Below are 22,639 nucleotides of genomic sequence, written 5' to 3'. Positions count from 1 at the left end.
GTGCTACGCGCGGACTCGCACCCCGTGGACGCGCTGATTGCGGCGGCGGCGCGCGCGCTCGCGGCCGGCGATCCGCTCGGCGCGCTCGACCGCGTCGCGTTGCGCGACGACGCGCCGGCGCTCGCGCTGCGCGGCATTGCGATGGCTCAGCTCGGCGATTTCGTGCGCGCAAGGGCGCTGGTGCGCGGCGCCGCGCGCGCGTTCGGCGCGCAGCATGCGGTCGCGCGTGCGCGCTGCGTGGTCGCCGAAGCGGAGATCGCGTTCGCGTCGCGCGATCTCGTATGGCCCGCCAGAACACTCGATGCCGCGACCGCCACGCTCGACGCGCACGGCGATCGCGTCAATGCCGCGCATGCGCGGTATCTGGCGGCGCGGCGTCTGCTGCTGATCGGCCGTCTCGACGAAGCGGAGCGCAAGCTTGCCGCGCTCGATCCCCGGCCGTTTCCGCCCGCGTTGCGTGCCGCGCATGAGCTGGTGGTCGCGGGGGTCGCGCTGCGGCGTTTGCGCAGCGGCGCCGCCCGTGCCGCGCTGGCGCGGGCCGCACGCGCGGCACGCGAGGCCGGCATTCCGGCGTTGATCGCGGAAGTCGAAAGCGCTTCGGCCGCACTGAGCGAGCCGGCGGCGCGCATCATCGCGCGTGGCGAAGAAGAACCGATCCTGCTCGATGAAATCGAGAAGCTGCTGACCTCGAACCAGGCGGGCGGTCCGCTCATCGTCGATGCTTGCCGCTACGCGATCCGCGACGCCAACGCGGCGATTGCGCTGGCGAGCCGACCGGTGTTGTTCGCGCTTGCTCGCATGCTCGGCGAGGCATGGCCCGACGACGTGCCGCGCGACGCGCTCGTCGCACGCGCGTTCCGCGCCAAACGCGCCGACGAATCGCATCGCGCGCGGCTGCGCGTCGAGATTGGCCGACTGCGCGCGGCGCTCGGCACGCTCGCGAGCGTCAGCGCGACGACGCGCGGCTTCGCGCTCGCCCCGCGGCAAGCGCGCGAAGTCGTCGTGCTGGCGCCGCCAGTCGAAGGCGAGCATGCGGCGCTGCTCGCGTTTCTAGCGGATGGCGAATCGTGGTCGAGTTCCGCGCTTGCCCTCGTGCTCGGCGCGAGTCAGCGCACCGTGCAGCGCTCACTCGACACGCTCGCCGCGGCCGGCAAAGTGCAGCCGGTGGGCGAGGGGCGCGCGCGCCGCTGGATGACGCCGCCGCTCGCCGGATTCGCGACGGCTTTGTTACTCCCTTCCCCGTTCCCTTCGTGATTAGGATGGTCATCATGAACCACTCTGCCGCCAGAATCGTCCGCGAATATGGGCCCTTTACGGGCGTCGATAAAGTGCACGGAGTCACTTACGACGGCCGGCAGGTGTGGATCGCGACCGGCGAACGACTCGACGCGTTCGATCCGGCGAGCGGCGAGACGCTGCGCTCGATCGCGGTTCCCGCCGACGCGGGCACGGCCTTCGACGGCGAGCACCTGTTCCAGATCGCGAATGGCCGCATCCAGAAGATCGATCCGCAGAGCGGGCGCGTGCTGTCGACGATCGCGGCGCCCGGCGACGGCGGGCACTCCGGGCTGACTTGGGCCGAGGGTTCGCTGTGGGTCGGTCAGTATCCCGAACGGAAAATCTATCAGGTCGATCCGGACACTGGCGCGGTGTTGCGCACGATCGAATCGAATCGCTTCGTGACCGGCATTACCTGGGTCGACGGCGAGCTATGGCATGGCACGTGGGAAGGAGACGAGAGCGATCTGCGGCATATCGATCCGCGCACGGGCGAGGTGCTCGAGAGTGTCGAGATGCCTGTCGGCGCGGGTATCTCCGGACTCGAATCGAACGGTGCGGATCTGTTCTTCTGCGGCGGCGGCGGCAGCGGGCTCGTTCGTGTCGTGCAGCGTCCCGCGCGAGATAGCGGTTCGCAAATGACAGTCGATTCGGCGAGCGAGTGAGTCATCACTTAAATAGCCAGCGTCGTTATTGGTCCTGGTATTTGGTTTATTTGTACTCGTCGATAACTTAATTCATCGATAGTAATAAAACGAAATATTTCTTTTCGTTACTCTTGTCGCGCCTGTCGTCCCTCTTCCTGCGAGGGGCGTCTTTGCCTGAAAAGGCATCGTTTTTTTCAAACCTTTATGCATTGGTTCGCCTCACGCGAGGCGATTCGGGAGTATTTTTGCTGCTTCCCCGTGCATTGCGCCATTTCAAAAAGATGTGAACTGAACCAAGTCAGTTTGTCACGCTAATCCTTATCGTGGGCAGACATACTTTTTACACAATCCCTTCATATTATTCGCTCGTTTTACTAAGTCTTGCCCCCGATAAAAGAAGCGGTTGCCGAATCAATTCACACAGGGTCCTCCAAATGTCATCGCATCACAAAATGCGTCCAGCGCTTTGTCTAACTTCCGTTGCCGCTGCCTGCGTGCTCGCAGCTTGCGGCGGAAGTTCGGACAGCCCCAGCACGACCTACTCGGGCGTGGTCGCCGCAGCTGCCTTCGTCCCGGGCAGCGCGACCGGTAACCCGAACCTGAAGGCCGGCTACTACGCCGGTGCAACCGTGTTCGTCGATGCCAATGGCAACGGCGTGCTCGACAACGGCGAAGCCTCGGCGAAAACCGACGCCAACGGCCATTTCTCGTTGACCACGACCGCCTCTGGTCCGCTCGTCGCTGACATCACGACCTCGGCCACCAACACGGCATCGGGCGCGAAGGTCGCGAGCCACCTGATCCTGCGCGCTTCGGCCGACCAGATCGCCGACCAGGGCGCCGGCAAAGTCGTGATCAGCCCAATGTCGAGCGAAGTGCAGCGCCTCGTCGAAGCCAACGGCACCAAGTACGCGACCGAGAAGGCTAATCTGTCGACCCGTCTGTCGGGCCCGTCGTTCAACAACGCGGCGGTGACTGTTTCCGGCACCGACGCCCTGGCCGACGTCAACACGCTGTCCGGCGCCGAGCAGTACGCCGTGCTGTTCGAAGACAACGCACTGACCAACCGCTACACCTACGCCACCACGAAGCTCGATCGTGGCGATATGTACCCGGACAACCTCGCTGTCAAGGGCGGCGATCCCCGTCTGGTTGGGACGAGCGCCACCGCGGCGAACATCGTCACGCCGCTCGAGAGCCAACAGCGGATCACGTTCGCGCAGGCACAGCAGGCCGCTTTCAACATCGAGGGCATCCCGGCCTACGACAATGTCTTCATCATCGTCGAAGAGAACAAGTCGACGGACGCGATTCTCCACAACTCGCGGGCTCCGGCGATCAACAAGCTGCTCAGCACGTACAACCAGCTGACGACCTACTACTCGACCGGTAACCCGTCGGAGCCGAACTACACGGCGATGGGCGGCGCCGACGACTACGGCATTACCGACGACAACTGGTGGGGCTGCGGTGCCACTGGCGCCTATGCGATCAAGGACGTTGCCTTTAACGGCGGCACTGCTTCCGACGGTCAGCTGCTTCCTGTTGCGGGCGTGCTCCCGCCGCAGGACAGCGCCCACCTCGCTGGTTTCAGCACGACCAGCGGCGCTGCGTGCAGCGTCAACCCGACCTCCGGTACGGTTCACAACGTGCCCGGCGACAACCTGTTCACGTTGCTGTCGAAGGCCGGTTTGACCGCGCGTACCTACAGCGAATCCATGAACCCTGGTCAGGACGCGCGCGCCGACAGCGTTGCGCAAAGCGTCTCGAAGGCGTACAGCGGCACCGCCATCGACGGCACGGTTATCCAGGACAGCCAGGCCTACCCGATGCCGGGCGGTCTGTACAAGGTCAAGCACGGTCCGTCGATCGCTTTCCAGGACGCGCGCAGCCTGCCGGAGTTCTACGCCGACAACCGCACGATCTTCGGCACGCAGTACAACGAAGCCGACTGGAAGAGCACGTCTCCGTACGCGAGCGCCAACGGAGGCACCTACGACACGTCGAAGTGGATCTACGATCAGTTCAGCCTCGACCTGGCCACGGGTGACGTCGGCAACATCAACTTCATCGTGCCCGACCAGTGCGACGACATGCACGGTGTCGGTACGGACACGGAGACCTGTAACGGCGGCGCGAACAGCAACAACGGTCAGAACGCCAGCATCACGCGGGCCGACATCTATCTGAACAATGTCGTCACCGCGATCCGGAACTCGGCGCTCTGGAAGAACCCGCAGAAGCGCGTTGCGATCGTCGTGATGTTCGATGAAGGTGAAGGTTCGTCCACGTCCTGCTGTGGCTGGAACGCAGGTGGAAAGACCTCCGGTGCAGCACCGCTGGTGATCAGCAACGGCGCTGTGACCAAGTCGACGGCGCCGAGCGGCTACGCAAGCGGCAACATCGGCCACGGCAACTCGATCTTCGGCGTTATCACCAACCAGCAAGACGTCGGTACGGCGGCCAAGGGCATCGTCGACAGCGACGCCTACAGCCACTTCTCGCTGGTGCGCACGCTGCAGGACATGTTCCAGATCGCCGATCCGGCTGTCGATGCCTCGTACGTGAACCGCGCGAAGTACACGGAAGCGTTCATTCTGCAGAACATCGCGAACCTTCCCGAGTTCACGGGCAGCGCCGATACGCACTTCGACTCCGTTCGTCCGATCAACCACGCCTACGTGATCCCGGCTGGCCACGTGCAGAAGCTGAATCCGGCGGACATTACGGGCGTCAAGGACAACAGCGGCAACCTGATCAGCACGACCGCGCTGACGACGCAGACGGGACCGGACGCAACGCAGAAAAACATCTGGTCGCTGAAGTAAGCGTGTGGTGATGCTTAAAACTACCCCATCAGGCGGTAGATAAGGCGGCACAGGGGAGCGGTTTCGACCGCTCCCCTGTCCGTTATAAGATCAAGAGAACAATACGATGCGTAAGACAGTTTTTCGCGCGGTCGCGTGCGTGGCCATCATGCTGAGCGTGGCCGCCTGTGGAAACGGCAGCGGCGACGCTTCAGCACCGAATACTACGTCAGGGGCGACTACGGGGAGCACGAGTTCTTCCGATGCGAGCACATTGAGCCTTGCCGCTCAGGCCGGTCAGAAACTGTTCTTCGACTCGAACCTGTCCGGCAACAAGAACATGGCGTGCGCGACTTGCCATGACCCCGCCTATGCCTATGGGCCGCCGAACAGCCTGTCCGTGCAACTGGGCTCCGATCCGACGCAATCTGGCGCACGCGCCGTGCCATCGTTGCGCTACAAGGACGCGACACCGCCTTACAACGATGTAGCGGCGAATCCGGATAACGTCACCTCCAACGCGCCCGGAGGCGGCTTCATGTGGGATGGCCGTGCCGCAACGCTGGCCGACCAGGTCGCAATGCCGCTCCTCAATCCGGTCGAGATGAACTCCTCGAAAGCGGCCGTGGTACAGGCGGTGCAGAACGCGTCTTACGTGGACCTGTTCAAGCAGGCCTTCGGCGCGGATGTGTTCAGCAACCCCGACGCCGCCTTCGCCGATGTCGGCAAAGCGATCGAGGCCTATGAACATGAAGACACCAGCTTCCACCCGTACACGAGCAAGTACGATCTCTACGTGCACAACAAGATCGGTGGAACGTTGACGGCGGCCGAAACCCGCGGCCTGTTGATCTTCAACAGCGGCACCATCGGCAACTGCTCGGCCTGCCACTATGCCGGAGCCAACTTCGACGGCAACCAGGGCCTGATGACGGACTTTACCTATCAGGCGATTGGTCTGCCGCGCAACGATACTTCGATCCCGAACAATCCGTCGCCGATCGCGGCAAACCAGGATCCGACCTACTACGACATGGGCCTGTGCGGGCCGCTACGGACCGACCATCAGCCGGGCACGGCAGGTATTGCGACGCCCGATCCCTACTGCGGCATGTTCAAGGTACCCACACTGCGCAACGTGGCGACCCGCGGCGCGTTCTTCCATAACGGTGTCCTGCATTCGCTGGTCCAGGTCGTGCATTTCTACAACACGCGAGACACCAACCCGGAATACTGGTACCCAGCCACCGGGGGCACCGGCGCGCCCATCGCAAACCCGAGCTATGCGCTGTTCCCGCAGTACGCGCCGGGCGCCACGGTGCAAAAGTTCAACGACCTGCCGGCGGCCTTCCAGGGCAATGTCGACGAGGAACTCCCGATGGGCACCGGCGACGGCGGCAGCAATACCTTGGGCAGTGGCACCCAGCCGCGGGCGCAGGGCAGCACGCCCATCATGACCGAGCACGATATGCAGGACCTCATCTGCTTCCTGAACATCCTGAGCGACGGCTACAAACCGCCCGCAACGCAGCCGACCAGCGGCACTTGCGTAAACTGATTCCTCAACCTTGGACCAATTGTTTTTTGACGATGAAGCGAATTTCAACTACAGCGCGTAGCGCGGGTATTGCGGTTTCCCTGGTCACGTTGATGCTGCTCGGCGCTTGCCAAAGCAGACAGAACCTCAGCGAACCCAGCATGGAGAACTTCACCAAGACCATCAGCAGCTACCTGAGTGAGCGCGGCAACCTGTGCCTCGCGAAATACGACTGGCCGATTTACGTGGCCGACCAGGACAAGACTTCGAACTCTCGCGACGCAGTCCAATTGCCTGTGCTGGAAAAACTCGGTGTGGTCAAAGGCACCGACATGACCGTCGAGCGCACGGACAATGATGGCGCCAAGGTGTCGGCGCCGGGGCGCAAGTACGAACTGACCGATGAAGGGAAGAAGTTCTTCCTGCACAAGCCCGTCGTGGTTGCGACGGCTACCAAGCGCGTCACGCACGACGCCGACTTGTGCGTGGCCACGCTGAGCCTGGACAAGGTGGTGGGCTGGGAGCCGCCGCTGACCCGCGACGGCGAGACCAGGACCTCGGTGCTCTACACCTATAAGATCGACCCGGTGCCGTTTGCCAGGACTTCCGAGTTCCAGCGAGTATTCCCGATGGTGGAGCGCGTGATCGAAGGCGCCGGCACGATGCAACTGCGCGAGGGTGTGCGCTTGACCAAGGACGGCTGGGTGGCGGAAGAATATTTCGTTCGCTGATCGCCGAGTCTGACGACGCGGTGCACGACTAGATCGCGCGGCACCTGATGCGCGGCGGCGGCTCCGTGCCGCCGCGCCAGGACCACCCGCACCGTTATGGTGTCCCCGCTGAACTCAATCCCGTGCTCGCGAAATAGATCACGAGAAAATACAGCAGCACGTAGAGCGCGTAGGTCTGCCCGTCGCCGGTATAGACGCGTCGTATCCGTGCCGCCGCCGCGAGCGCGAAGTGCGATAGGCCGCGCCAGAAAATCTGCGCGACCGGCGGCACCGTGCGGCTCAGCATCGGCCGGTAGAAGTGGTAAAAGTCCGGGGCGTTGCGCGCGTTGCCGCGACGGCTGCGGTAGTACAGCGCACCGAGTCCGAATACGATCGCCGTGACGATCAGCACGACGATCACGACCGGTGTCGGATTCCAGAACCCGTAGATGCTTTCGAGCGACATGCCGCCCCATACCAGGGTCGCCGCGAACTGTGGGTCGATCGCGGCGGATACCGGTTCGAGCAACACCTTCGGAAAGAACGACAGGATCGCGATACCGACCACGAACAGGAACTGCGGCACCAGCAGCATCACCGGCGCTTCGCGCACCTGCGGCCGCTGCGGCGGGCGCGGCTTGAGGAAGACGCCGTTCAAGAGGCGCAGCATGTACAGAAAACCGGCGCAGGTCGCGAGCAGTCCGCACACGGCGAGCCCGTACCAGCCCTTGTCGGTCATCGCGCTCAGCAATAGCCACTTGCCGCCGAAGCCCATCAGCGGCGGCAGGCCCGACATCGACACGAGCGCGATCACGACCATCGCGAACGTCAGCGGCATCTCGCGCGCGAGGCCGCCCACAGCGGCGAAGTTGCGCGTGCCGGTGCGCAAGATCACACCCGCGAGCGCGAGGAACAGGACGCCCTTCACGAACATGTGATTGGCGACCAGGTACAGCGCGGTGACCCAGCCGAGATGGCTCATCAGGCCGATCGCGGTGACGATATAGCCGGTCTGGCTCATGCTCGACAGCGCGAGCATGCGTTTGAAGTCGTTCTGCCGCAATGCCATCAGCGCGCCGAACAGCGCCGTCAGCATGCCGATCCATGTCATCACGTGCGCGAGTTCGAGGCCGACCTCCGAGCGTATCGTCAGGTAGGTGCCGATCAGCAGGCCGAACATCGCGACCTTGCTGACCACCGCCGACAGCATCGCGGTCACGTCGTCTTCCGCTTCGGTGTAGGCGCCCGGCAGCCATACGTGCACGCCGATCGCGCCCGCCTTGATCAGGAAGCCGGCCGCGAGCAGCACGAACGCATAGTTCGCTTCCGGTCCCGAATGGATCAGCGCCGATAGTGCGATGGTGTCGTCGATCGCCGCGACGTTGGCGAAACCCGCCAGCAGGAAGAACGCGGCCAGCAGCGAAAACAGCAGGAAGGTCAGCACATGCGGGCCCGCGCGCCGGCACTTCGCGATCAGGAAGCACGACGACAGCGTGATGATTTCCCAGCTATAGAAGAATTCGAGCGACGTCGATGAGCGCAGCAGCGCCGGAATCGACAGCGACAGCACGACGAGCATCGGATAGAAGCCGGGGCGCACATCGTCGCGATAGAGACTCGCCGCGGCGATCACGAGGCTGCCCGCAAGCAGCAGCCAGGCGAACAGCCCGGCGATACGGCCCGCGCCCTCGCAAAGCAGACTGCCGATCAGTCCAATCGCGATCACCGCGAGCACGCCTTTCACGCGCCCCGGCAGACGATCGGCCGCATAGAACAGCGCGCCTGCCGTGAGCGGCGAGAAGATCCACGCCGACGCGACGCCCGAGAACACGGCCGCCATGTAGGCCGCCGCGATCAGCAGCACGGCGACGCCGAACAGCGGCAGCAGCGCGGCGAGGTTCGGCCGGGCTTTGGCCTCGACGTCGGACGGAGCCAGCGCGCGCACGAACCAGTGGAACATATAACCCGCTTCGAGCAGCGAGCCGGTCAGGATCAACACGATCCAGTACGGCTTGCCGGCGGCGGTCAGGCGCATCACGAGTTCCCACTTCGCCCAGAAGCCGGGGAACGGCGGCAGTCCCGCGATCGCGACCAGGAAGAGGCCGAGCAGGCCGATCAGCAATGGGCTGCGCGACAGGATCGCGCGTGCGTCGTCGCCATGCCGCCGCAGCACGCCGGTCAGCCAGAACAGCCCCGCCTTCGCGAACAGATGGTTGATGAACAGGCCGCCGACGACGAGCGGGATCGATGCGTCCGCGCCGACCTGGCGCAGCAACGCGAGCGACAGCATCAGTAGCGCCATTTGCCCGATCGACGAATAGCCGAGCACGCGCTGCGGTTTCGTCTGCTTGATCGCGAGCAGGTTCGAGAACAGAAACGTCACGCCGCCCGACACGGCGAGCAGCGTCAGTTGGCCGTCGAATAGCGGCAGCAACTTCAGCAGCGCGAAGAACACGCCCGCCGACACGCCGACCGATACCATCGCGGCGACGCCGCTCGGCGCGGTCTCGTAGACGTCGAGCCCCCAGCCGTTGGCCGGAAACGGCTTCAGTTCGATCACTAGACTCGCGAACACGAGCAGAATCGCGGCCGTGCCGATCGGGCCGCCGATCTGCTCGCGCAGCGACAGCAATTCGTCGATGTTCAGCGTGCCGCTCACGTAGTAGAGCAGCACCGCGCCGAGCAGGAACAGGGTCGACGCGATCACGGTCGCGAGGATGTACTTGAACGCGGCGGCGAGCGCGGCGGGTGTGCGCTCGAGCCCGAACAGGCCGTATGTCGCGATCGACACGATCTCGAGAAACACGAACAGGTTGAACAAGTCGCGGGTCATCACCATGCCGTCGATGCCCATCACCAGAATCAGGTACAGCAGCAAGGCCGCGTAGTTGCCGCGCAGACGGTCCCACAGATGCAATGCGCCGAGCAGCGCGACCACGTTGACGCTGAACGTGAAAAGGCCTTCCCACAGGCCGAAGCGCAGATTGATCGACACCGGCGGCAGCGCGCCCGCGGTCAGCACCTCGATCGTGTCGCCGCCATCGAGCAGGCCGTAAAACGACACGCCCGAGACCAGCACGATCCCGCACAGCGCGATGAAGAAACCGAGCGTGAGCCACGGCTTGCCGAGCCGATACAGCAGCGGAATGACGAAGCCGCCGCCGAGCCCGAGAATGAAGATCTGCAACGGATGAAACAGCGCGGCTACCATTTCGACTCGGTGAAGGCGTCCATGGAGAGCGTCTTTTTGGCGGCGTAAAGACGGATTGCGAACGACAGCATGATGGCGGTGACCGATAGCCCTATCACGATCGCGGTGACGACGAGCGCCGATGGAATCGGATCGATCGCACGGTGCGCGGCCGCGGATTTGCTGAGCGCCGCATCGATGATCGGCGCAGTGCCGCCCGTGATGTAGCCGGTCGCGACCATCACGATGTGCAGGCCCGTGTCGATCACCGCGAAGCCGATGATGATGCGCAGGATGTTGCGGTGGGTCAGCATGCCCCACAGGCCGATCAAGGAAAGGCAAAAGCCCGTGATCAGCAGGATCTTCGAAACCGGAATGCCCGTGCTCATGCGCTCCCCTTTTCGTTCAGCTTCTGAACCGGTCGATGATGACGCTAAGCTCCGCGCCGACCTTGACGCCGAGCAGTGTGGAAATCAGCGGGATCGCGCCGGCGCTGAAGAACGTGCCGAACTGGCCGCGCGGCAGAAAGCGCGCGTCGAGAAAACCGCCCGCGAGCACGAGGCCCAGAATGCCGATGCAAACGTAGAGCACGCCCGCGAGCGATTCGACGACGCTCAGCAGCGCGAGGTTCAGCGTCGAGCGGGGCCGCGCGAGCAGCATCAGCATCACCGCGGATGCGACGATCGCGCCGCCCTGGAAGCCGCCGCCCGCCGACAGATGGCCGTTGACGATTACGTAGCCGCCGAAGGTGAAGATCATCGGCAGCAGCACCTGTTTGCCGGTATGTACGATCTCGCCGGCGGGCCGGCGCACTAGCGCGGCTTCGTCCGCCACAGCGGTGGGCGTTGCGCTTTCCTCTTTCAGCAGCACGCCGACGCTCGCCGCGACCATGAACAGCACCGCGACTTCGCCGAGCGTGTCGAAGCCGCGAAACGCGATCAGGATGCCGGTCACGATGTTCGGAGCGCCGAGTTCGAGCGGCCCTCTGACGACGTAGTACCAGGCGAGCGGGCGCAGCCCCTGCAACTCCGAATAGCCGCCGACAATTCGCCAGAACACGACCGCGAACAGCAGCACCGTCAGCAGCGCGAACACGCGACGCATCATGATTCGGCCTTCCCGGCGGTGCGCGCGTCTTCGTCGGCGAGCGCGTCGGTGATCGTGGACGGGGTCATCGGCGTGCGGATCAGCCAGGCGGCGCGCGATAACGCATGCGAGGACAGCGGGTTGGTCACGAGCACGAAGTAGATCAGCAGGATCAGACGGAAGGTCCAGTTCGGATGGTAGAACGCGAGGCCGATCAGCACGAGCATGTTGCCGAGCGTCGACGCCTTGGTGCCGGCCTGAATGCGCGTATAGGCATCCGGCATGCGCAGCAGCCCGAGGCCGGCGGAGAACAGAAAGACGGCGCCCAACAGGATGAACACGCTGCCGGTCAGTTCGAACATGCGCTAGCCCTTCTGATAGCCGGTTTTGCGGATCGCGTACAGAAAGACGAAAGTCGTGAGTCCCGAGCCGATCGCGGCTTCGGCCATCGCGACGTCCGGCGCGGCGAGCAGCAGGAAGGCGACCGCCGCGAACAGGCTCGCGAGTCCGGAGCTCACCATCGCGGCCAGCAGATTCTTCAGGCAGACGGCCAGCACCCCGCTCACGAGGATGCTCGCGCACATCAGCAGCAGGAGCAGTTCGAGCATCGCTCACAGCCCCCTTTCAAGAAAGCGCGCAATCGCGAGCACCGCGAGAAAGCTGAGCAGTGCGTACACGAGCGCGACGTCGATATAGACGAAACGACCGGAGAACTGCGCATACATCGCGATCAGCGACAGCGAGATGACCGTCAGCACGTCGATCGCGACGATGCGGTCGACGACGGTTCTACCGATCACGAGACGGATCACGCCGAACAGGATCGCGAACAAGATCAGCACGCCGGCGATCCGGAGCATGATCTCAGCCAAAGACTTTCTCCAGATGCTTTTCGAACGGTGTGACGAGTGCGTTGGTCGCTTCGTCGATATCGGTCGTCTTCACGTCGAGCCAGTGAATGAAAAGTATGTCGTCCCGAATGTCCATCACGAGCGAGCCCGGCGTGAGCGCAATCGAATTGGCGAGCGCGAGACGGCCGAGCGGTGTTTGGAGGCGCGTGCGAACCTTGACGATGCCGGGCTTGATGTTGATACGCGGCGAGTACACCAGCGCCATCACATTCAGATTGGCGCGTACGAGCTCGACGATGAAAGTCACGCTATACGCGGCGAAGTGATACGGCGCGGCTGGCGTTAGACGTAGGCGCTGCCATGCTTCGCTCGACGATACGAAGACACGCGCGACGACGAAGGTAATGACGAGACCGACAAGAGCGGGTTCGACCGCGAGCGATGCATTCGCGACCATCCAGATGACGAACAGGACGACCCAGAGGCCGGGCATTCCCCGAGGAACGAACGACGACACCGGTTTTCCGTTGTTCGAAGGCATGTCATCGGTTCCTAGGGAGGCCTTGCGGAAAATTCTAAGTGACAATTTGTGGCAAATCAAACCCGACGCCGATCAGCGCTCGTTGGTTGAAAAAGACCGCGATAGATGGATGTGTGCAAACAAAAACCCGTCCCGACGCAGCTCGCTAAGTGACTGTTTTGTATGAATATTCGTCTTTCCCCGCAATTCTATGTTTGCAAACAGATATGGTCTGGCGCGGGGCGCGCTGCAAAACGGATCGCCTCGCGAGTCATTTGTGTGGGTAGGTGAAGCAGTCGACCAGTTGAATCCGCGACTCGACGGTGGCCATTCCGAAACCAGAATGAAAAAAAGACTGCAGAAATTTCTCCGCAGCCCTTTGACTTTCCAGGCGTCTATGCTTCGCGCGTTCGGAAATTATGCTGCGGTGTGGCTTCCGTCAACGCGTCATCGCTGCCTTCCTCCAGCGAAATATTCCGGGTTTCGCGTCCCTTGACCCACCAGATCGCGGCAGCAACGGGACCGGGCAGCGCAAGCGCCAGCAGCACGAGCAACGGTGCGGAAGTTGTGCCCGTCGTGCTGAAGGCGCTGGTCAGCAGTAGCGGCGTGATCATTGCGCCCACTCGACCGAAAGCAACGGACACGCCCAATCCCGAGGCGCGCAACCGCGTCGGCAGGATTTCAGACGAAACCACGTAAGCCGAGATGTAACCCCACGTGACGCCAAACTGGATCAGGCAGTAGCCGACCACCATGGAAGGCAGCGTTTGCGAAAAGTACACCACCAGAATAGCGAGCACGGTGAACGTGTAGCTCGTGAACAGCGACGAGCGACGCCCCCACGACTCGAGCACACGCGATGCGAGAAAGCCGCCGAGCAAAGCCGCTACGTTGCCGTAAATGTAGTAGATCGGCATCGCAGCAGCAGGCACTTTCATGTACGGCAGAATGACGAGCGCCATCAACGACAGTACGCCGTACACCACGACTGCCTGCGAGAAGTTCAGCGCACTGGCAAGGCCGCACGGTCCGCGATAGCGGCCAACCAGCTCAGCCACATTGCGCCAGAACGTCGGGTGTGCGGGGACGATTGCGGTGGGCTGATAGCGCTTCTGCGCTTCGGTAGCCGCGCTGATCCCGGCGCGCTTTGCATACGCGGCAATTTCATCGACGATTGCTTCAGCTTCGGACACGCGCCCTTGCTGCAGAAGCCAGCGCGGCGATTCGGGAATGACGCGGCGAATCCAGAAGAAAATCAGGGCCATCGTGGTACCCAGGCCGAAACCTACGCGCCACGCGATGTCGGGCGGCAGGAGATTCATCGCGTAGTACGAAACAACGGCGGACAGCACGGCACCGAGGGGAAAACCCGACAGGATCAGCGCGTCGGTACGTCCGCGATTGCGGCGCGGAATGAATTCACCCATGGTGGCCGTCACGGCTGAGTATTCGCCGCCCACGGCGAGCGCGGTCAGCGCGCGGAACACGAGGAAGGAGTGGTAATCCCACGCGAAGATGGTTGCCACGCTGAACGCGGCATACCAGAGGAGCGTAGCCAGGAACAGGCGTTTGCGGCCGAAGCGGTCCGCCAGGTAGCCGAACGCGACCGCGCCGACCAGAATGCCGAGCACCCACACGCTTACGGCCAGTGAGCTTTGGGCCGCGTCGAGGTGCCAAAGCGCCTTGATCGTGCCGAACACGCTACCGATGATATTGGTTTCAAAAGAGTCGAGCGTCCAGCCCACTCCCAGCGCGACCGTCAGCAAGGTGTGGAAGCGGGTCCACGGCATGTGATCGAGCCGGGTTAAGGCGTCGGTCTTGATGGTGGTTCGGGAAGTCATGTCGATATGTTCCTTTCCTGATTCGTTTCGATATTCGTCGTACTAAGTAAAGTGACATCTTGAAGACACATGCGATTCATGCCGCGCGGATTACCTGGCCATGGCGGCCCCCTCGGACGTCTGTGCAGTCCGAAAATCAGCGGGCAGCACGTGAGCCATGCCGTCCCGCGCGATCAAAACACCTTCTGGCATGACGTTTTCTGATTGCTCAAGTAGCCACGTATCGAACGTATGGGATGCATGCGTCATCCATGTACGTACTGGCCGCAGCTGCTTGACCAGCGCACATGCGGTATTCCAGTCGTTGTGGTTGGTCGGCTGATCCGTTGGCGGGAAAGAACAGTCGAGAGCCAGCGAAAGTACTTCCCATCTCCGCAGCCACTCCAGCGTGGAAGGCGGCAACCCGATCGTGTCAGTCAGATAGGCGAAGCGTTCGCCCTCTGGGCCTTCGATTGCATAGCCGAACGTTGGTTTGGAATGGATCAGCGGCAGCGCCGTAAAACGCAGGTCACCGACATCGAACGTGCCGAATTTCTCTGCCTGATTAAATGCGAGCAGGCCCGGGTTGCGATACAGATCGGCGCAACCGTTGCTGTCTGGCGGGGCCCAGGTCGGGATGGATTTCCCGACGCCCCAGCGCAGATGGAACAACCCTTGCACGTGGTCTGGATGGAAGTGTGTGAGTACGATCGCGTCGAAACTTCCAGCGGGAAAACGCTCGGATAGGTCCACCAGTCCGGCATCGAGCAGAACGCGGGTCGTGTCCGTTTCGATCAACGCGCTGCAGGGGCGACGAACGCAAGCGGGTAAGGCTCGCGCTCGTGTACATGCGGGGCAGTTGCAGCCGTAGAGCGGTACGCCGCCTGCCGCGCCGGTGCCGAGGAAGGTAACCCGCATCATGATGGCTCCGCGCAGCGGAGAATCAGCGAAACCAGTGCCTCTCCCGCCTGTCCGAGATCGCCGTCGTTGCGGATGATCTCCACTTTGCCGGCACGCTGTTCGAGCAAATGGTTGCGCTGCAGGCGCTGCTCCACCTGCTCGACCGTTTCGCGACCGCGCGCCAGAAGGCGTTCACGCAGTACCGCTTGCGGCACTGCAATTTCCACCGGCACGAGGTGGGGGTAGCGCGTGCGTGCATGCGGCAGATATTCGCGCGACCCGTTCATCACGACGGTCAACCCTTTATCCAGCCAATGGTCGATCTCGGCCCCGATACCGTATTGCAGCCCATTGCTCGCCCAGTTCAGCGCGAACAGCTCCGAGCTGCTGCGCGCCGCGAACTCTTCGGGACTCAGCGCGACGTGATTCTCGCTACCGGCGTCCGCTGCGCGCGTGATGTAGCGATGAGCAAAGCAGATCCCGGCGTGGCCGGACAACTGCTCGCGCGCATAGCGCAGCAGGCTGTCCTTGCCACTGCCGGAAGGACCGCTTACGTAGATCAGATTGCCTGACATGGAAGCGGCCTCAGTGATGCACGCGGCTCGCGCCGAGCACGAGCTTGCCGCGTGACCACACCTGGTCGGCATGCGGCAACCCACCTATCCGCTGGACTGCGACCAGATCGGCGCGCTGTCCGACCGCGATCTCGCCGCGGTCGTTTAGCCCGGCTGCCCGTGCGGGATTGCGCGTCACGAGCGCGACGGCGTGCGCGAGCGAAACGTCCGCGACCTCGGGCAGCTTGAACGTGGCTGGCAGCAACGAGGCAGGCGAGTAGTCGCCGCACAGGCAGTCTGCGACGCCTGCCAGCACCGCATCGAGCGCACGCATGTTGCCCGACTGCGACTTGCCGCGCAGGATGTTCGGCGCGCCGAACAGCGTGGCAATGCCATTGCTGCGCGCGGCCTGGGCCGTTTCGAGATTGATCGGGAACTCCGAGATCGTCGCACCGAGATCGCGTACCACGTTGATCTTGGCGGCCGAATCGTCGTCGTGGCTTGCAATTGCGACACCCTTGGCGCGCGCCAGCGCAGCCAGCTGCTGCATGCGTTCGATCGCGCCTCTGGCTGCCTCTGCCTTCTGCTTCATGATCTCGTCGAGCGTGGCATCGTCGGCTTTGTAGGCGTTCGCAAGGTATTTGCGGAACGACTCGACGTCGCGAAACTGACCTTGGCCCGGGCTGTGATCCATGAACGAGATCAGGTCGATCACGCCTTCGTCCATCAGCGACGACAGAACCGGAGGGGCGGTGACGTCGGTCACCTCGAAGCGTGCATGGAATCTGTTATCGATTAGCGCATGCGCTTGCCAGGCGTGGATCGAGCGGCCGAGCTCGGCTGCCGTTTCGTTGTTGCGTACGCCGAACTCGCGGTTCGCGAAAGACAGCGCATGAAATACCGTGGTGATGCCCGCAGACGCATTGCGCTTGTCTGCCTGCGCGCAAGCGAAGTCGATCGGGAAATACACGCCGGGACGAGGCTCCACCTCTTTTTCAAGCGAGTCGCAATGCAGGTCGAGCATACCTGGGATCAGCGTATGTTCTCGCAGGTCGACCACGGTCGCTCCGGCGGTGTGCTCTGGGTCGAGTGCCGCGATTTTGCCGTCCTCGATGAGTACGGCGAGTCTTTCACGCACTTCGTCAGCGAGAACGACGGTTGCGTTCGTCAGGAGTTGGCGGCTCATTGCGTGATCGCTTCCGAAAGAGGGGAGTGGACAACCGGCGGTGCCAGTTCGATCACCTGGTCGGCAAGGCGCTCTACCAGGTCCGGATGGTGGAAGATGGCGAGCATCGCCACGCCTTCGGCCTTGATCCCTTGCAGGATCTCCACAACCTTGTCGGTGGTGCGCGGATCGAGGCTTGCGGTCGGTTCGTCGAGGAGTAACAGGCGCGGGCGAGCGACGAGGCCCCGCGCCAGGTTGACGCGCTGCTTTTCACCACCCGAGAAGGTCGCAGGGGGCACTTCCCAAAGACGCTCGGGCACGTTCAGCGCATCGAGCATTCCACGCGCGTTGTCGCGCGCTTCGGCACGCGCGGTGCCGCGCACGAGCAGCGGCTCGGCCACGACATCTACGGCGGCCTTGCGCGGCAGGCAGTGCAGGAATTGCGTGACGAAGCCAATCTCGCCTTTGCGCAGCGCGAGCACTTCGTGCTCGGACGCCTGCGCGAGATCGACCGTCTCACCGGCTGCGGTGCGGAACAGCAGGCTTCCGGCGCTCGCGAGGTAAGTACGGTAGATGCATTTGAGCACCGACGATTTGCCGGCACCGGTCGGGCCGATCAGCGCGGACAGGCGGCCCGGCTCGACGGCAAACGAGACGTTCGCGCAGGACGGGATGGTCTTGCGCTGATCGTGCAGCGCAAAGTGCTTGCTCAGATTTTTAACGGTCAGGATCGCGGACATTGGTTTACCTCAGAGAGCGGAGGCCACAAGCCGCTGCGTGTACGCATGCTGCGGGTCTTCGAGAATCTGGTCGGTCAGGCCCGACTCGATGATGCGGCCGTACTTCATCACGATCGTGCGGCCCGCCAGCAAGCGGATCACGCCGAGATCGTGCGTGACTGCGATCATCGCCGTGCCGAGTTCCTGCTGGATCTCGAGGATCAGATCGAGGATGCGCGCCTGCACCGAGAGATCGAGGCCGGTGGTCACTTCATCGAGAAACAGCAGAGGCGGACGGGTCGCGAGCGCCTTTGCGATTTGCACTCGCTGTTGCATGCCGCCCGAAAACTTCTTCGGCGATTCGTCCATACGCTCGGGCAGTACCTCGGTGCGCGAGAGCAGATCGCGTGCGCGCTCCCGGATCTCGCCGAACAGCGTCACGTCGTTCATCAACAGGCGCTCGGCGATGTTGCCGCCGGCCGACACGTTGAAGTTCAAGCCGAGGTGCGGGTTCTGGTACACCATGCCGAAGCGATGATTGCGCAGCCAGCGCTGTGCGGCGGCATTCGCTGCGAACAGGTCGCAGTCATTGTCTTCATCGAAGAAGCGCGCGGTGCCCGCGGTCGGCTTTTCATCGAAGTACAGCGTTTTGACGACGGTCGACTTGCCCGACCCCGACTCACCCATGATCCCAAGAATTTCGCCGGGCCGCAGGTCGAAGCTGACGTCGTGGGCAGCCACCACCGAACCGCAATGCGGGCAGATGTTGGTGTCCTGTTCCGGGCCGGTGCTTTCGATGCAGCGCTCGCAGCCTGTGCCGTGAATCTTGGTCAAGCCGCGCACTTGAAGAATGGGGCTCACTGGACTGCTCCTTCGTTCGTTGCGCTGGCCTGCTGATGAGTGCGGCCGTTGCGATAGTCGTTGCAGTAGTCCGAATCCGAACATTGGTACGACTTGTCGCCGTCCTCGCCGATGATCTCGTCGAGAAAACTGTCGATCGAGCCGCAGCGCACGCAGGCTCGGCGATTGCCATGCTCGTCGTGGAAGTCCTCGGTGCGGAACGGCACGTCGTCGAACGCGAGCGGGTCCGCGCGGGTATAGGGCGGCACCGCATAAATCTTCTTTTCGCGTCCCGCACCGAGCAGCACGAGCGCGGCCGACATATGCAGCTGCGGCACGTCGTAGCGCGGAATCGGACTCGGGTCGATCACGTAATGACCGTTGATACGCGTCGGATAGCGATGCGAGATGGTGATTTCATCGAACTGCACGATGTCTTCGTACAGCTTGGTCAGCAGACGCGAGTAGTCACCTTCGCCGTGCATCGTCTTGCGGCGCGCCTCGGACGGTTCCACGACGACCAGCGGATCGGGATACGGCACCTGCAGGACGAGAATCTGCTCTTCGGTCAACGCGACTTCGGGAATCCGGTGGCGCGACTGGATCAGCGTGGCTTCACGGGTGTGCTCGGTAGTCTGAACACCCTCGCAGGTGAGTTCGACGAAGTGACGCAGATTGACCGCATTGACCGAGTCGTCGGAGCCTTGGTCGATCACCTTGAGCGTGTCGTCCGGACCGACGAGGGACAGCGTGAGCTGCAGACCGCCCGTGCCGAAACCACGGCCCATCGGCATTTCACGAGAGGCGTACGGCGTCTGGTAGCCGGGAACGCAAATCGCTTTAATCACCGCGCGGCGGATCTCACGCTTCGCGTATTCATCGAGGAAGCCAAAGTTGTAACCTGCTTCGTCGAGCGGCAGTTCGTAGAGATCGTTCATAGCTCGACTCCTTGTGCATCCTGTTCGGTCTGCTTGTCCGCAGCCTTTTGCTGGGTCGTGCGCAGACGGTCCATGTCCGACTGGAATGTGACGTAATGCGGCATCTTGTAGTGGCTCGCGAAACCCATCGAATCGACGCCGTCGATATGCAGCAACACGAACTCGGGGTCCTCCGACGGATTGGTCGGACCGTTTCGCATGCCGTTCTGCAGCGAACGGTCAAGCACGGCCATCGAGATCGCCTTGACTTCGTTGTGGCCGAAACACGCGCCATAGCCGAGGGTGAAGACGGGTGGGCCGCCGCTGTCGTCGTCTTCGTACATCGCGACCATCTCGCACTCGGTCATCAGCACCTCGCCGGCCTCGACGAGTTCGCCCGTGACCGGATGAGGAAGCCGCACCGGCACATAGCCGACACGCAGTTCGGCCACAGTCGGGTGGACATCGCCATAGCCGCGCATGTTCGAGTAAGCGATCGCGAGCAGCGAGCCGGTTTCGGCGCGCGCCATCGTCGCGAGGGCGGCGGAACGCGGAACCGGAAAGATCAGCGGATCGCGCGTGACATCGAAAGGCTCGGTGCGTGACGGCTGCAGCGCCGGGAGCAGTCCTTCGGCGCGCAGTGCATCCACGACCTTCGGGAAGGTGTCGGGCAGATCGCTTTCGTCGATCGAGTCGAGAAACGTGCGTGCAACCGAACGGAACGCTTCGGGTGATTCGTTGGCGAGGTCGAGGCGCATCAGGCGCAGCGCGTAGTCGTTGGTCGGACCGAGCATCTGACCGCCAGGAATGTCCTTGAACGCGCTGGAGATACGGCGGATCACGCGCATTTCGCCCGTGTGCTGTACGGGCGCCTCGAGCAGCCGAGGCTTGGTCGAACGATAGGCTCGCAGTGCGAACGCTGCTTCGAGCGTATCGCCCTGCATCTGCTTGATAGCGAGCGCGGCGAGGCGCGGGTGATACAACCCGCCTTCCGAAACCACTCGCGAGGTCAGCGAACGAAGCTGATGTTCGATCGTCTGCAGGGTCAGCGGCGTGCCGTGCTCGCCCTCGGCCGTACGCAACGCGTCGACGACACGCTCTGCGCCTTCGATTGCCCGGCCGCCGCCCTTGATAGCCACATAACCCATTACCGGCCTCCTTCGATGGCAACTTTGATCGTGCGGGGCAGTGCGACTACGCTGCGCTCGTCGAGCAGTACCAGATCGACGCCAAGTGGGAAGCCGCTGTTCCATTGCTTGCGCAACTTCCACCACTGCGGGTCGACTCCCGACACGTGTAGCGAAGCGCTGCTTTGAATGCCTGGACCGCTGACGACGAGCTCGCCACCTTGCTTGATCTCATCGACCACCAGTACGAGTGTTGCGCCGCTTTCCGGGCTGTCGAGCGTGCCGAAAGCAGGCTCGACAGCGGGTAGTTGACTGCCCGGCATCACGACGAATTGGGCCTGATCCGCACTAGTGGACTTCGCGCCGAGGCGCTGACGGTCTGCCGCGCCGACCATCTCGCAGGGATCGGCCAGCGTAGTTGCGGGATCGGCCAGCGTCGCAAGCACGAGTGGCAGCACATGCGTGGCCTGCGTCTCGAGTTCGCTGATTCGGCCGGGATAGGAAAACGCATCCAGGATGCGGCGAAACGCGCGCTGCTGAACCAGTGGTGTCCAGTCGGCCGGATGCGAGACGATACGCGTCTGCAGTTCATTCATCATCGTCCTCCTGCGCGGCGAGCAACGCGAAGTCCACGCGCGTTGCCGCCAGCAGCTTCTTGCGATCGGCCGCGGTTGCTTCGATGATCTGTTTGCCTTCACGAAGAAGTTCCACGGCCGCATCATGCCCAGGCCAGGCGGCAGCCGTTACCGCGTCCAGGATCGCGAGTGCGCGAATCAGGCTCGTGCGGTCATCCATGACGATCGCCGCGCCTTCGGCGGTGCCGCCTTGTGGGGCGGTCAGGCGCACATGCGCCTTTGCGACCGGAATCTCGCCGAGGTAGTAAGTCTCGCCCATGGCAGCGTCGGTGAGTGGCACCAAGGCGAGGCCCGATTGCGGGATTTCCAGGTCTTCCACCTGAAATTGCTCACCGAATTGACGCGCGAGTGCGCGAATGCGCTGTGCCGGCACGTTCGTCCAGTAGCGCATCCAGTCCCCGCGAGCGGGCTGCGACGCGGTCGCGTTCATGAGTTGTCCTTCTGAATATACATATAGCACTAGAAACTTGGTGAAGCAGTTAGATTTCTTAGCCGATTTATGCGGCCCGAAGGCCGCAACCTTTGCCGCAGGGATGACCCGAGACCCCTTACAGCAACGGAATGCGCAACTGGACGCGGTCTGCGCGGAACCGGGTAATCACATATTCGACCGGCTTATTGTCGCGCTCATCCACGTTCACGCTCTTGACCCGCAACACTGGCCGGTTTTGCGGCATGCCAAGGATTCGCGCGTCGTCACCTTGGGGTAGCACTGCCGTGACGGCGCTATCGACGCGACGGAGCTGGCAGCCATACTCTGCGTTCAGAAAAGCGTGAAGGGAGTCGCCTTGATAACGGACCAGCAGATCGGGGAAGGGTTGTGCTGGCAAAAAATGCGAAATGAGGCACATCGGCTTGCCGTCCACGCTTCGTAACGTTTCCAGCCAATGCACGGGCTCGCCTTCCAGGATGGCAAGACGTTCGGCAATGCGCACACTGGCAGGCAGGGTCTGCTTGCGCAGGATGCGGTTTCCGGCCAGCAAACCCTGAGCGTTCAGGGTTTCGGTAAAGCGGGTGGTTTTGCCGATCTGGTAGTCGATCTGGTTATCGAGCACAAGGATGCCGCGGCCATGACGGCGCTCCACCAGGCCGGCCTCGACCAACTCGTCGATGGCACGACGGAGCGTGTGCCGGTTCACCCCAAAACGTGACGCGAGTTCGCCCTCGGATGGCAGGTAGTCGCCAGGTGCGTAGACGTTGGCGATTTCCTGTTCCAGTTGTCGTGCGATCTGGGCATACAAGGATTCGCCCTGTTCTCGACTGACAGCGTACAAGCTCATATGCGGTTATCTAGATAAGTGGATAACCGAATCGTACAAAGAGTGTGTGACAGAGA

Annotated in this window: 23 protein-coding genes; 5 read left to right on the top strand and 18 right to left on the bottom strand. The window is 62.8% G+C overall.

Annotated elements, in window-relative coordinates; translation table 11 throughout:
* Positions 1-24 precede the first annotated feature (24 nt).
* From AB3X95_RS12165 to AB3X95_RS12145, 5 genes are all read left to right on the top strand, one after another.
* Positions 25-1,254: a helix-turn-helix domain-containing protein gene (locus AB3X95_RS12165; protein WP_368621438.1), complete on the top strand. Its 1,230-nt coding sequence runs from the start codon at positions 25-27 to the stop codon at positions 1,252-1,254.
* Between the two features lie 14 nt (positions 1,255-1,268).
* Positions 1,269-1,943: a glutamine cyclotransferase gene (locus tag AB3X95_RS12160; RefSeq protein WP_368621437.1), complete on the top strand. Its 675-nt coding sequence runs from the start codon at positions 1,269-1,271 to the stop codon at positions 1,941-1,943.
* A 416-nt stretch (positions 1,944-2,359) separates the two neighbouring features.
* Positions 2,360-4,753, top strand: a complete 2,394-nt coding sequence (locus AB3X95_RS12155) for an alkaline phosphatase family protein (protein ID WP_368621436.1) — start codon at positions 2,360-2,362, stop codon at positions 4,751-4,753.
* 106 nt (positions 4,754-4,859) lie between these two features.
* Complete coding sequence (locus AB3X95_RS12150) at positions 4,860-6,290, top strand: cytochrome-c peroxidase (RefSeq protein ID WP_368621435.1); 1,431 nt, start codon at positions 4,860-4,862, stop codon at positions 6,288-6,290.
* A 140-nt stretch (positions 6,291-6,430) separates the two neighbouring features.
* Entirely contained in the window at positions 6,431-7,000 is a 570-nt protein-coding gene (locus tag AB3X95_RS12145) for a hypothetical protein (protein WP_368621434.1), read from the top strand.
* Positions 7,001-7,094: 94 nt separating this feature from the next.
* Here the strand turns inward: AB3X95_RS12145 and AB3X95_RS12140 are convergent, their stop codons facing one another.
* The 18 genes from AB3X95_RS12140 to phnF all read right to left on the bottom strand — a co-directional run bounded on the left by AB3X95_RS12140 (position 7,095) and on the right by phnF (position 22,583).
* Entirely contained in the window at positions 7,095-10,190 is a 3,096-nt protein-coding gene (locus AB3X95_RS12140) for a complex I subunit 5 family protein (RefSeq protein WP_368621433.1), read from the bottom strand.
* Positions 10,184-10,558 carry a sodium:proton antiporter gene (locus AB3X95_RS12135; RefSeq protein ID WP_368621432.1) on the bottom strand — a complete coding sequence of 125 codons (375 nt, stop codon included), beginning with the start codon at positions 10,556-10,558 and terminating at the stop codon, positions 10,184-10,186. The genes AB3X95_RS12140 and AB3X95_RS12135 overlap by 7 nt, the downstream gene beginning before the upstream one ends.
* Positions 10,559-10,574: 16 nt before the next feature.
* Positions 10,575-11,276: a Na(+)/H(+) antiporter subunit B gene (locus tag AB3X95_RS12130; RefSeq protein ID WP_368621431.1), complete on the bottom strand. Its 702-nt coding sequence runs from the start codon at positions 11,274-11,276 to the stop codon at positions 10,575-10,577.
* Entirely contained in the window at positions 11,273-11,617 is a 345-nt protein-coding gene (mnhG, locus tag AB3X95_RS12125) for a monovalent cation/H(+) antiporter subunit G (RefSeq protein ID WP_368621430.1), read from the bottom strand. The genes AB3X95_RS12130 and mnhG overlap by 4 nt, the downstream gene beginning before the upstream one ends.
* 3 nt (positions 11,618-11,620) lie before the next feature.
* On the bottom strand, positions 11,621-11,863 hold the full coding sequence (locus AB3X95_RS12120; RefSeq protein WP_018433708.1) for a hydrogenase subunit MbhD domain-containing protein: 243 nt from the start codon (positions 11,861-11,863) through the stop codon (positions 11,621-11,623).
* A gap of 3 nt (positions 11,864-11,866) precedes the next feature.
* Entirely contained in the window at positions 11,867-12,127 is a 261-nt protein-coding gene (locus AB3X95_RS12115; RefSeq protein ID WP_368621429.1) for a monovalent cation/H+ antiporter complex subunit F, read from the bottom strand.
* Positions 12,120-12,647, bottom strand: a complete 528-nt coding sequence (locus AB3X95_RS12110) for a Na+/H+ antiporter subunit E (RefSeq protein WP_368621428.1) — start codon at positions 12,645-12,647, stop codon at positions 12,120-12,122. The genes AB3X95_RS12115 and AB3X95_RS12110 overlap by 8 nt, the downstream gene beginning before the upstream one ends.
* 374 nt (positions 12,648-13,021) lie before the next feature.
* Positions 13,022-14,467 carry an MFS transporter gene (locus tag AB3X95_RS12105; protein WP_368621427.1) on the bottom strand — a complete coding sequence of 482 codons (1,446 nt, stop codon included), beginning with the start codon at positions 14,465-14,467 and terminating at the stop codon, positions 13,022-13,024.
* Positions 14,468-14,557: 90 nt separating this feature from the next.
* A complete protein-coding gene (gene phnP, locus AB3X95_RS12100) occupies positions 14,558-15,364 on the bottom strand; it encodes a phosphonate metabolism protein PhnP (protein WP_254905850.1) in 807 nt (268 codons plus the stop codon).
* Positions 15,364-15,921: a phosphonate metabolism protein/1,5-bisphosphokinase (PRPP-forming) PhnN gene (phnN, locus tag AB3X95_RS12095; RefSeq protein ID WP_176121566.1), complete on the bottom strand. Its 558-nt coding sequence runs from the start codon at positions 15,919-15,921 to the stop codon at positions 15,364-15,366. Before phnN ends, phnP begins: the two co-directional genes overlap by 1 nt.
* Positions 15,922-15,931: 10 nt before the next feature.
* Complete coding sequence (locus AB3X95_RS12090; protein ID WP_176121567.1) at positions 15,932-17,086, bottom strand: alpha-D-ribose 1-methylphosphonate 5-triphosphate diphosphatase; 1,155 nt, start codon at positions 17,084-17,086, stop codon at positions 15,932-15,934.
* Positions 17,083-17,805, bottom strand: a complete 723-nt coding sequence (gene phnL, locus AB3X95_RS12085; protein WP_368621426.1) for a phosphonate C-P lyase system protein PhnL — start codon at positions 17,803-17,805, stop codon at positions 17,083-17,085. Before phnL ends, AB3X95_RS12090 begins: the two co-directional genes overlap by 4 nt.
* Positions 17,806-17,814: 9 nt before the next feature.
* A complete protein-coding gene (locus AB3X95_RS12080; RefSeq protein ID WP_176121569.1) occupies positions 17,815-18,645 on the bottom strand; it encodes an ATP-binding cassette domain-containing protein in 831 nt (276 codons plus the stop codon).
* A complete protein-coding gene (locus AB3X95_RS12075) occupies positions 18,642-19,562 on the bottom strand; it encodes an alpha-D-ribose 1-methylphosphonate 5-phosphate C-P-lyase PhnJ (RefSeq protein ID WP_368621425.1) in 921 nt (306 codons plus the stop codon). Before AB3X95_RS12075 ends, AB3X95_RS12080 begins: the two co-directional genes overlap by 4 nt.
* Positions 19,559-20,689 (bottom strand): carbon-phosphorus lyase complex subunit PhnI, encoded by a 1,131-nt coding sequence (locus AB3X95_RS12070; protein ID WP_176121571.1) that lies wholly within the window; start codon positions 20,687-20,689, stop codon positions 19,559-19,561. Before AB3X95_RS12070 ends, AB3X95_RS12075 begins: the two co-directional genes overlap by 4 nt.
* Positions 20,689-21,267 carry a phosphonate C-P lyase system protein PhnH gene (gene phnH / locus AB3X95_RS12065; protein WP_368621424.1) on the bottom strand — a complete coding sequence of 193 codons (579 nt, stop codon included), beginning with the start codon at positions 21,265-21,267 and terminating at the stop codon, positions 20,689-20,691. Before phnH ends, AB3X95_RS12070 begins: the two co-directional genes overlap by 1 nt.
* On the bottom strand, positions 21,257-21,733 hold the full coding sequence (gene phnG, locus AB3X95_RS12060) for a phosphonate C-P lyase system protein PhnG (protein WP_368621423.1): 477 nt from the start codon (positions 21,731-21,733) through the stop codon (positions 21,257-21,259). Before phnG ends, phnH begins: the two co-directional genes overlap by 11 nt.
* Before the next feature lie 118 nt (positions 21,734-21,851).
* Complete coding sequence (gene phnF, locus AB3X95_RS12055; RefSeq protein ID WP_368621422.1) at positions 21,852-22,583, bottom strand: phosphonate metabolism transcriptional regulator PhnF; 732 nt, start codon at positions 22,581-22,583, stop codon at positions 21,852-21,854.
* Positions 22,584-22,639 lie beyond the last annotated feature (56 nt).

The sequence above is a fragment of the Paraburkholderia sp. BR13444 genome, from assembly GCF_040948755.1.
GTDB classification, from domain to species: Bacteria; Pseudomonadota; Gammaproteobacteria; order Burkholderiales; family Burkholderiaceae; genus Paraburkholderia; species Paraburkholderia youngii.
This window is presented reverse-complemented; position numbering and strand designations above follow the sequence as displayed.

Coding starts and splice junctions, on each gene's coding strand:
- phnF (WP_368621422.1), bottom strand. CDS start 22,583: ATGAGCTTGTACGCTGTCAGTCGAGAACAGGGCGAATCCTTGTATGCC.
- phnL (WP_368621426.1), bottom strand. CDS start 17,805: ATGTCCGCGATCCTGACCGTTAAAAATCTGAGCAAGCACTTTGCGCTG.
- AB3X95_RS12160 (WP_368621437.1), top strand. CDS start 1,269: ATGAACCACTCTGCCGCCAGAATCGTCCGCGAATATGGGCCCTTTACG.
- phnN (WP_176121566.1), bottom strand. CDS start 15,921: ATGTCAGGCAATCTGATCTACGTAAGCGGTCCTTCCGGCAGTGGCAAG.
- AB3X95_RS12135 (WP_368621432.1), bottom strand. CDS start 10,558: ATGAGCACGGGCATTCCGGTTTCGAAGATCCTGCTGATCACGGGCTTT.
- AB3X95_RS12150 (WP_368621435.1), top strand. CDS start 4,860: ATGCGTAAGACAGTTTTTCGCGCGGTCGCGTGCGTGGCCATCATGCTG.
- AB3X95_RS12140 (WP_368621433.1), bottom strand. CDS start 10,190: ATGGTAGCCGCGCTGTTTCATCCGTTGCAGATCTTCATTCTCGGGCTC.
- AB3X95_RS12130 (WP_368621431.1), bottom strand. CDS start 11,276: ATGATGCGTCGCGTGTTCGCGCTGCTGACGGTGCTGCTGTTCGCGGTC.
- AB3X95_RS12120 (WP_018433708.1), bottom strand. CDS start 11,863: ATGCTCGAACTGCTCCTGCTGCTGATGTGCGCGAGCATCCTCGTGAGC.
- phnG (WP_368621423.1), bottom strand. CDS start 21,733: ATGAACGCGACCGCGTCGCAGCCCGCTCGCGGGGACTGGATGCGCTAC.
- AB3X95_RS12070 (WP_176121571.1), bottom strand. CDS start 20,689: ATGGGTTATGTGGCTATCAAGGGCGGCGGCCGGGCAATCGAAGGCGCA.
- AB3X95_RS12145 (WP_368621434.1), top strand. CDS start 6,431: ATGGAGAACTTCACCAAGACCATCAGCAGCTACCTGAGTGAGCGCGGC.
- AB3X95_RS12110 (WP_368621428.1), bottom strand. CDS start 12,647: ATGCCTTCGAACAACGGAAAACCGGTGTCGTCGTTCGTTCCTCGGGGA.
- AB3X95_RS12090 (WP_176121567.1), bottom strand. CDS start 17,086: ATGAGCCGCCAACTCCTGACGAACGCAACCGTCGTTCTCGCTGACGAA.
- mnhG (WP_368621430.1), bottom strand. CDS start 11,617: ATGTTCGAACTGACCGGCAGCGTGTTCATCCTGTTGGGCGCCGTCTTT.
- phnP (WP_254905850.1), bottom strand. CDS start 15,364: ATGCGGGTTACCTTCCTCGGCACCGGCGCGGCAGGCGGCGTACCGCTC.
- AB3X95_RS12075 (WP_368621425.1), bottom strand. CDS start 19,562: ATGAACGATCTCTACGAACTGCCGCTCGACGAAGCAGGTTACAACTTT.
- AB3X95_RS12155 (WP_368621436.1), top strand. CDS start 2,360: ATGTCATCGCATCACAAAATGCGTCCAGCGCTTTGTCTAACTTCCGTT.
- AB3X95_RS12105 (WP_368621427.1), bottom strand. CDS start 14,467: ATGACTTCCCGAACCACCATCAAGACCGACGCCTTAACCCGGCTCGAT.
- phnH (WP_368621424.1), bottom strand. CDS start 21,267: ATGATGAATGAACTGCAGACGCGTATCGTCTCGCATCCGGCCGACTGG.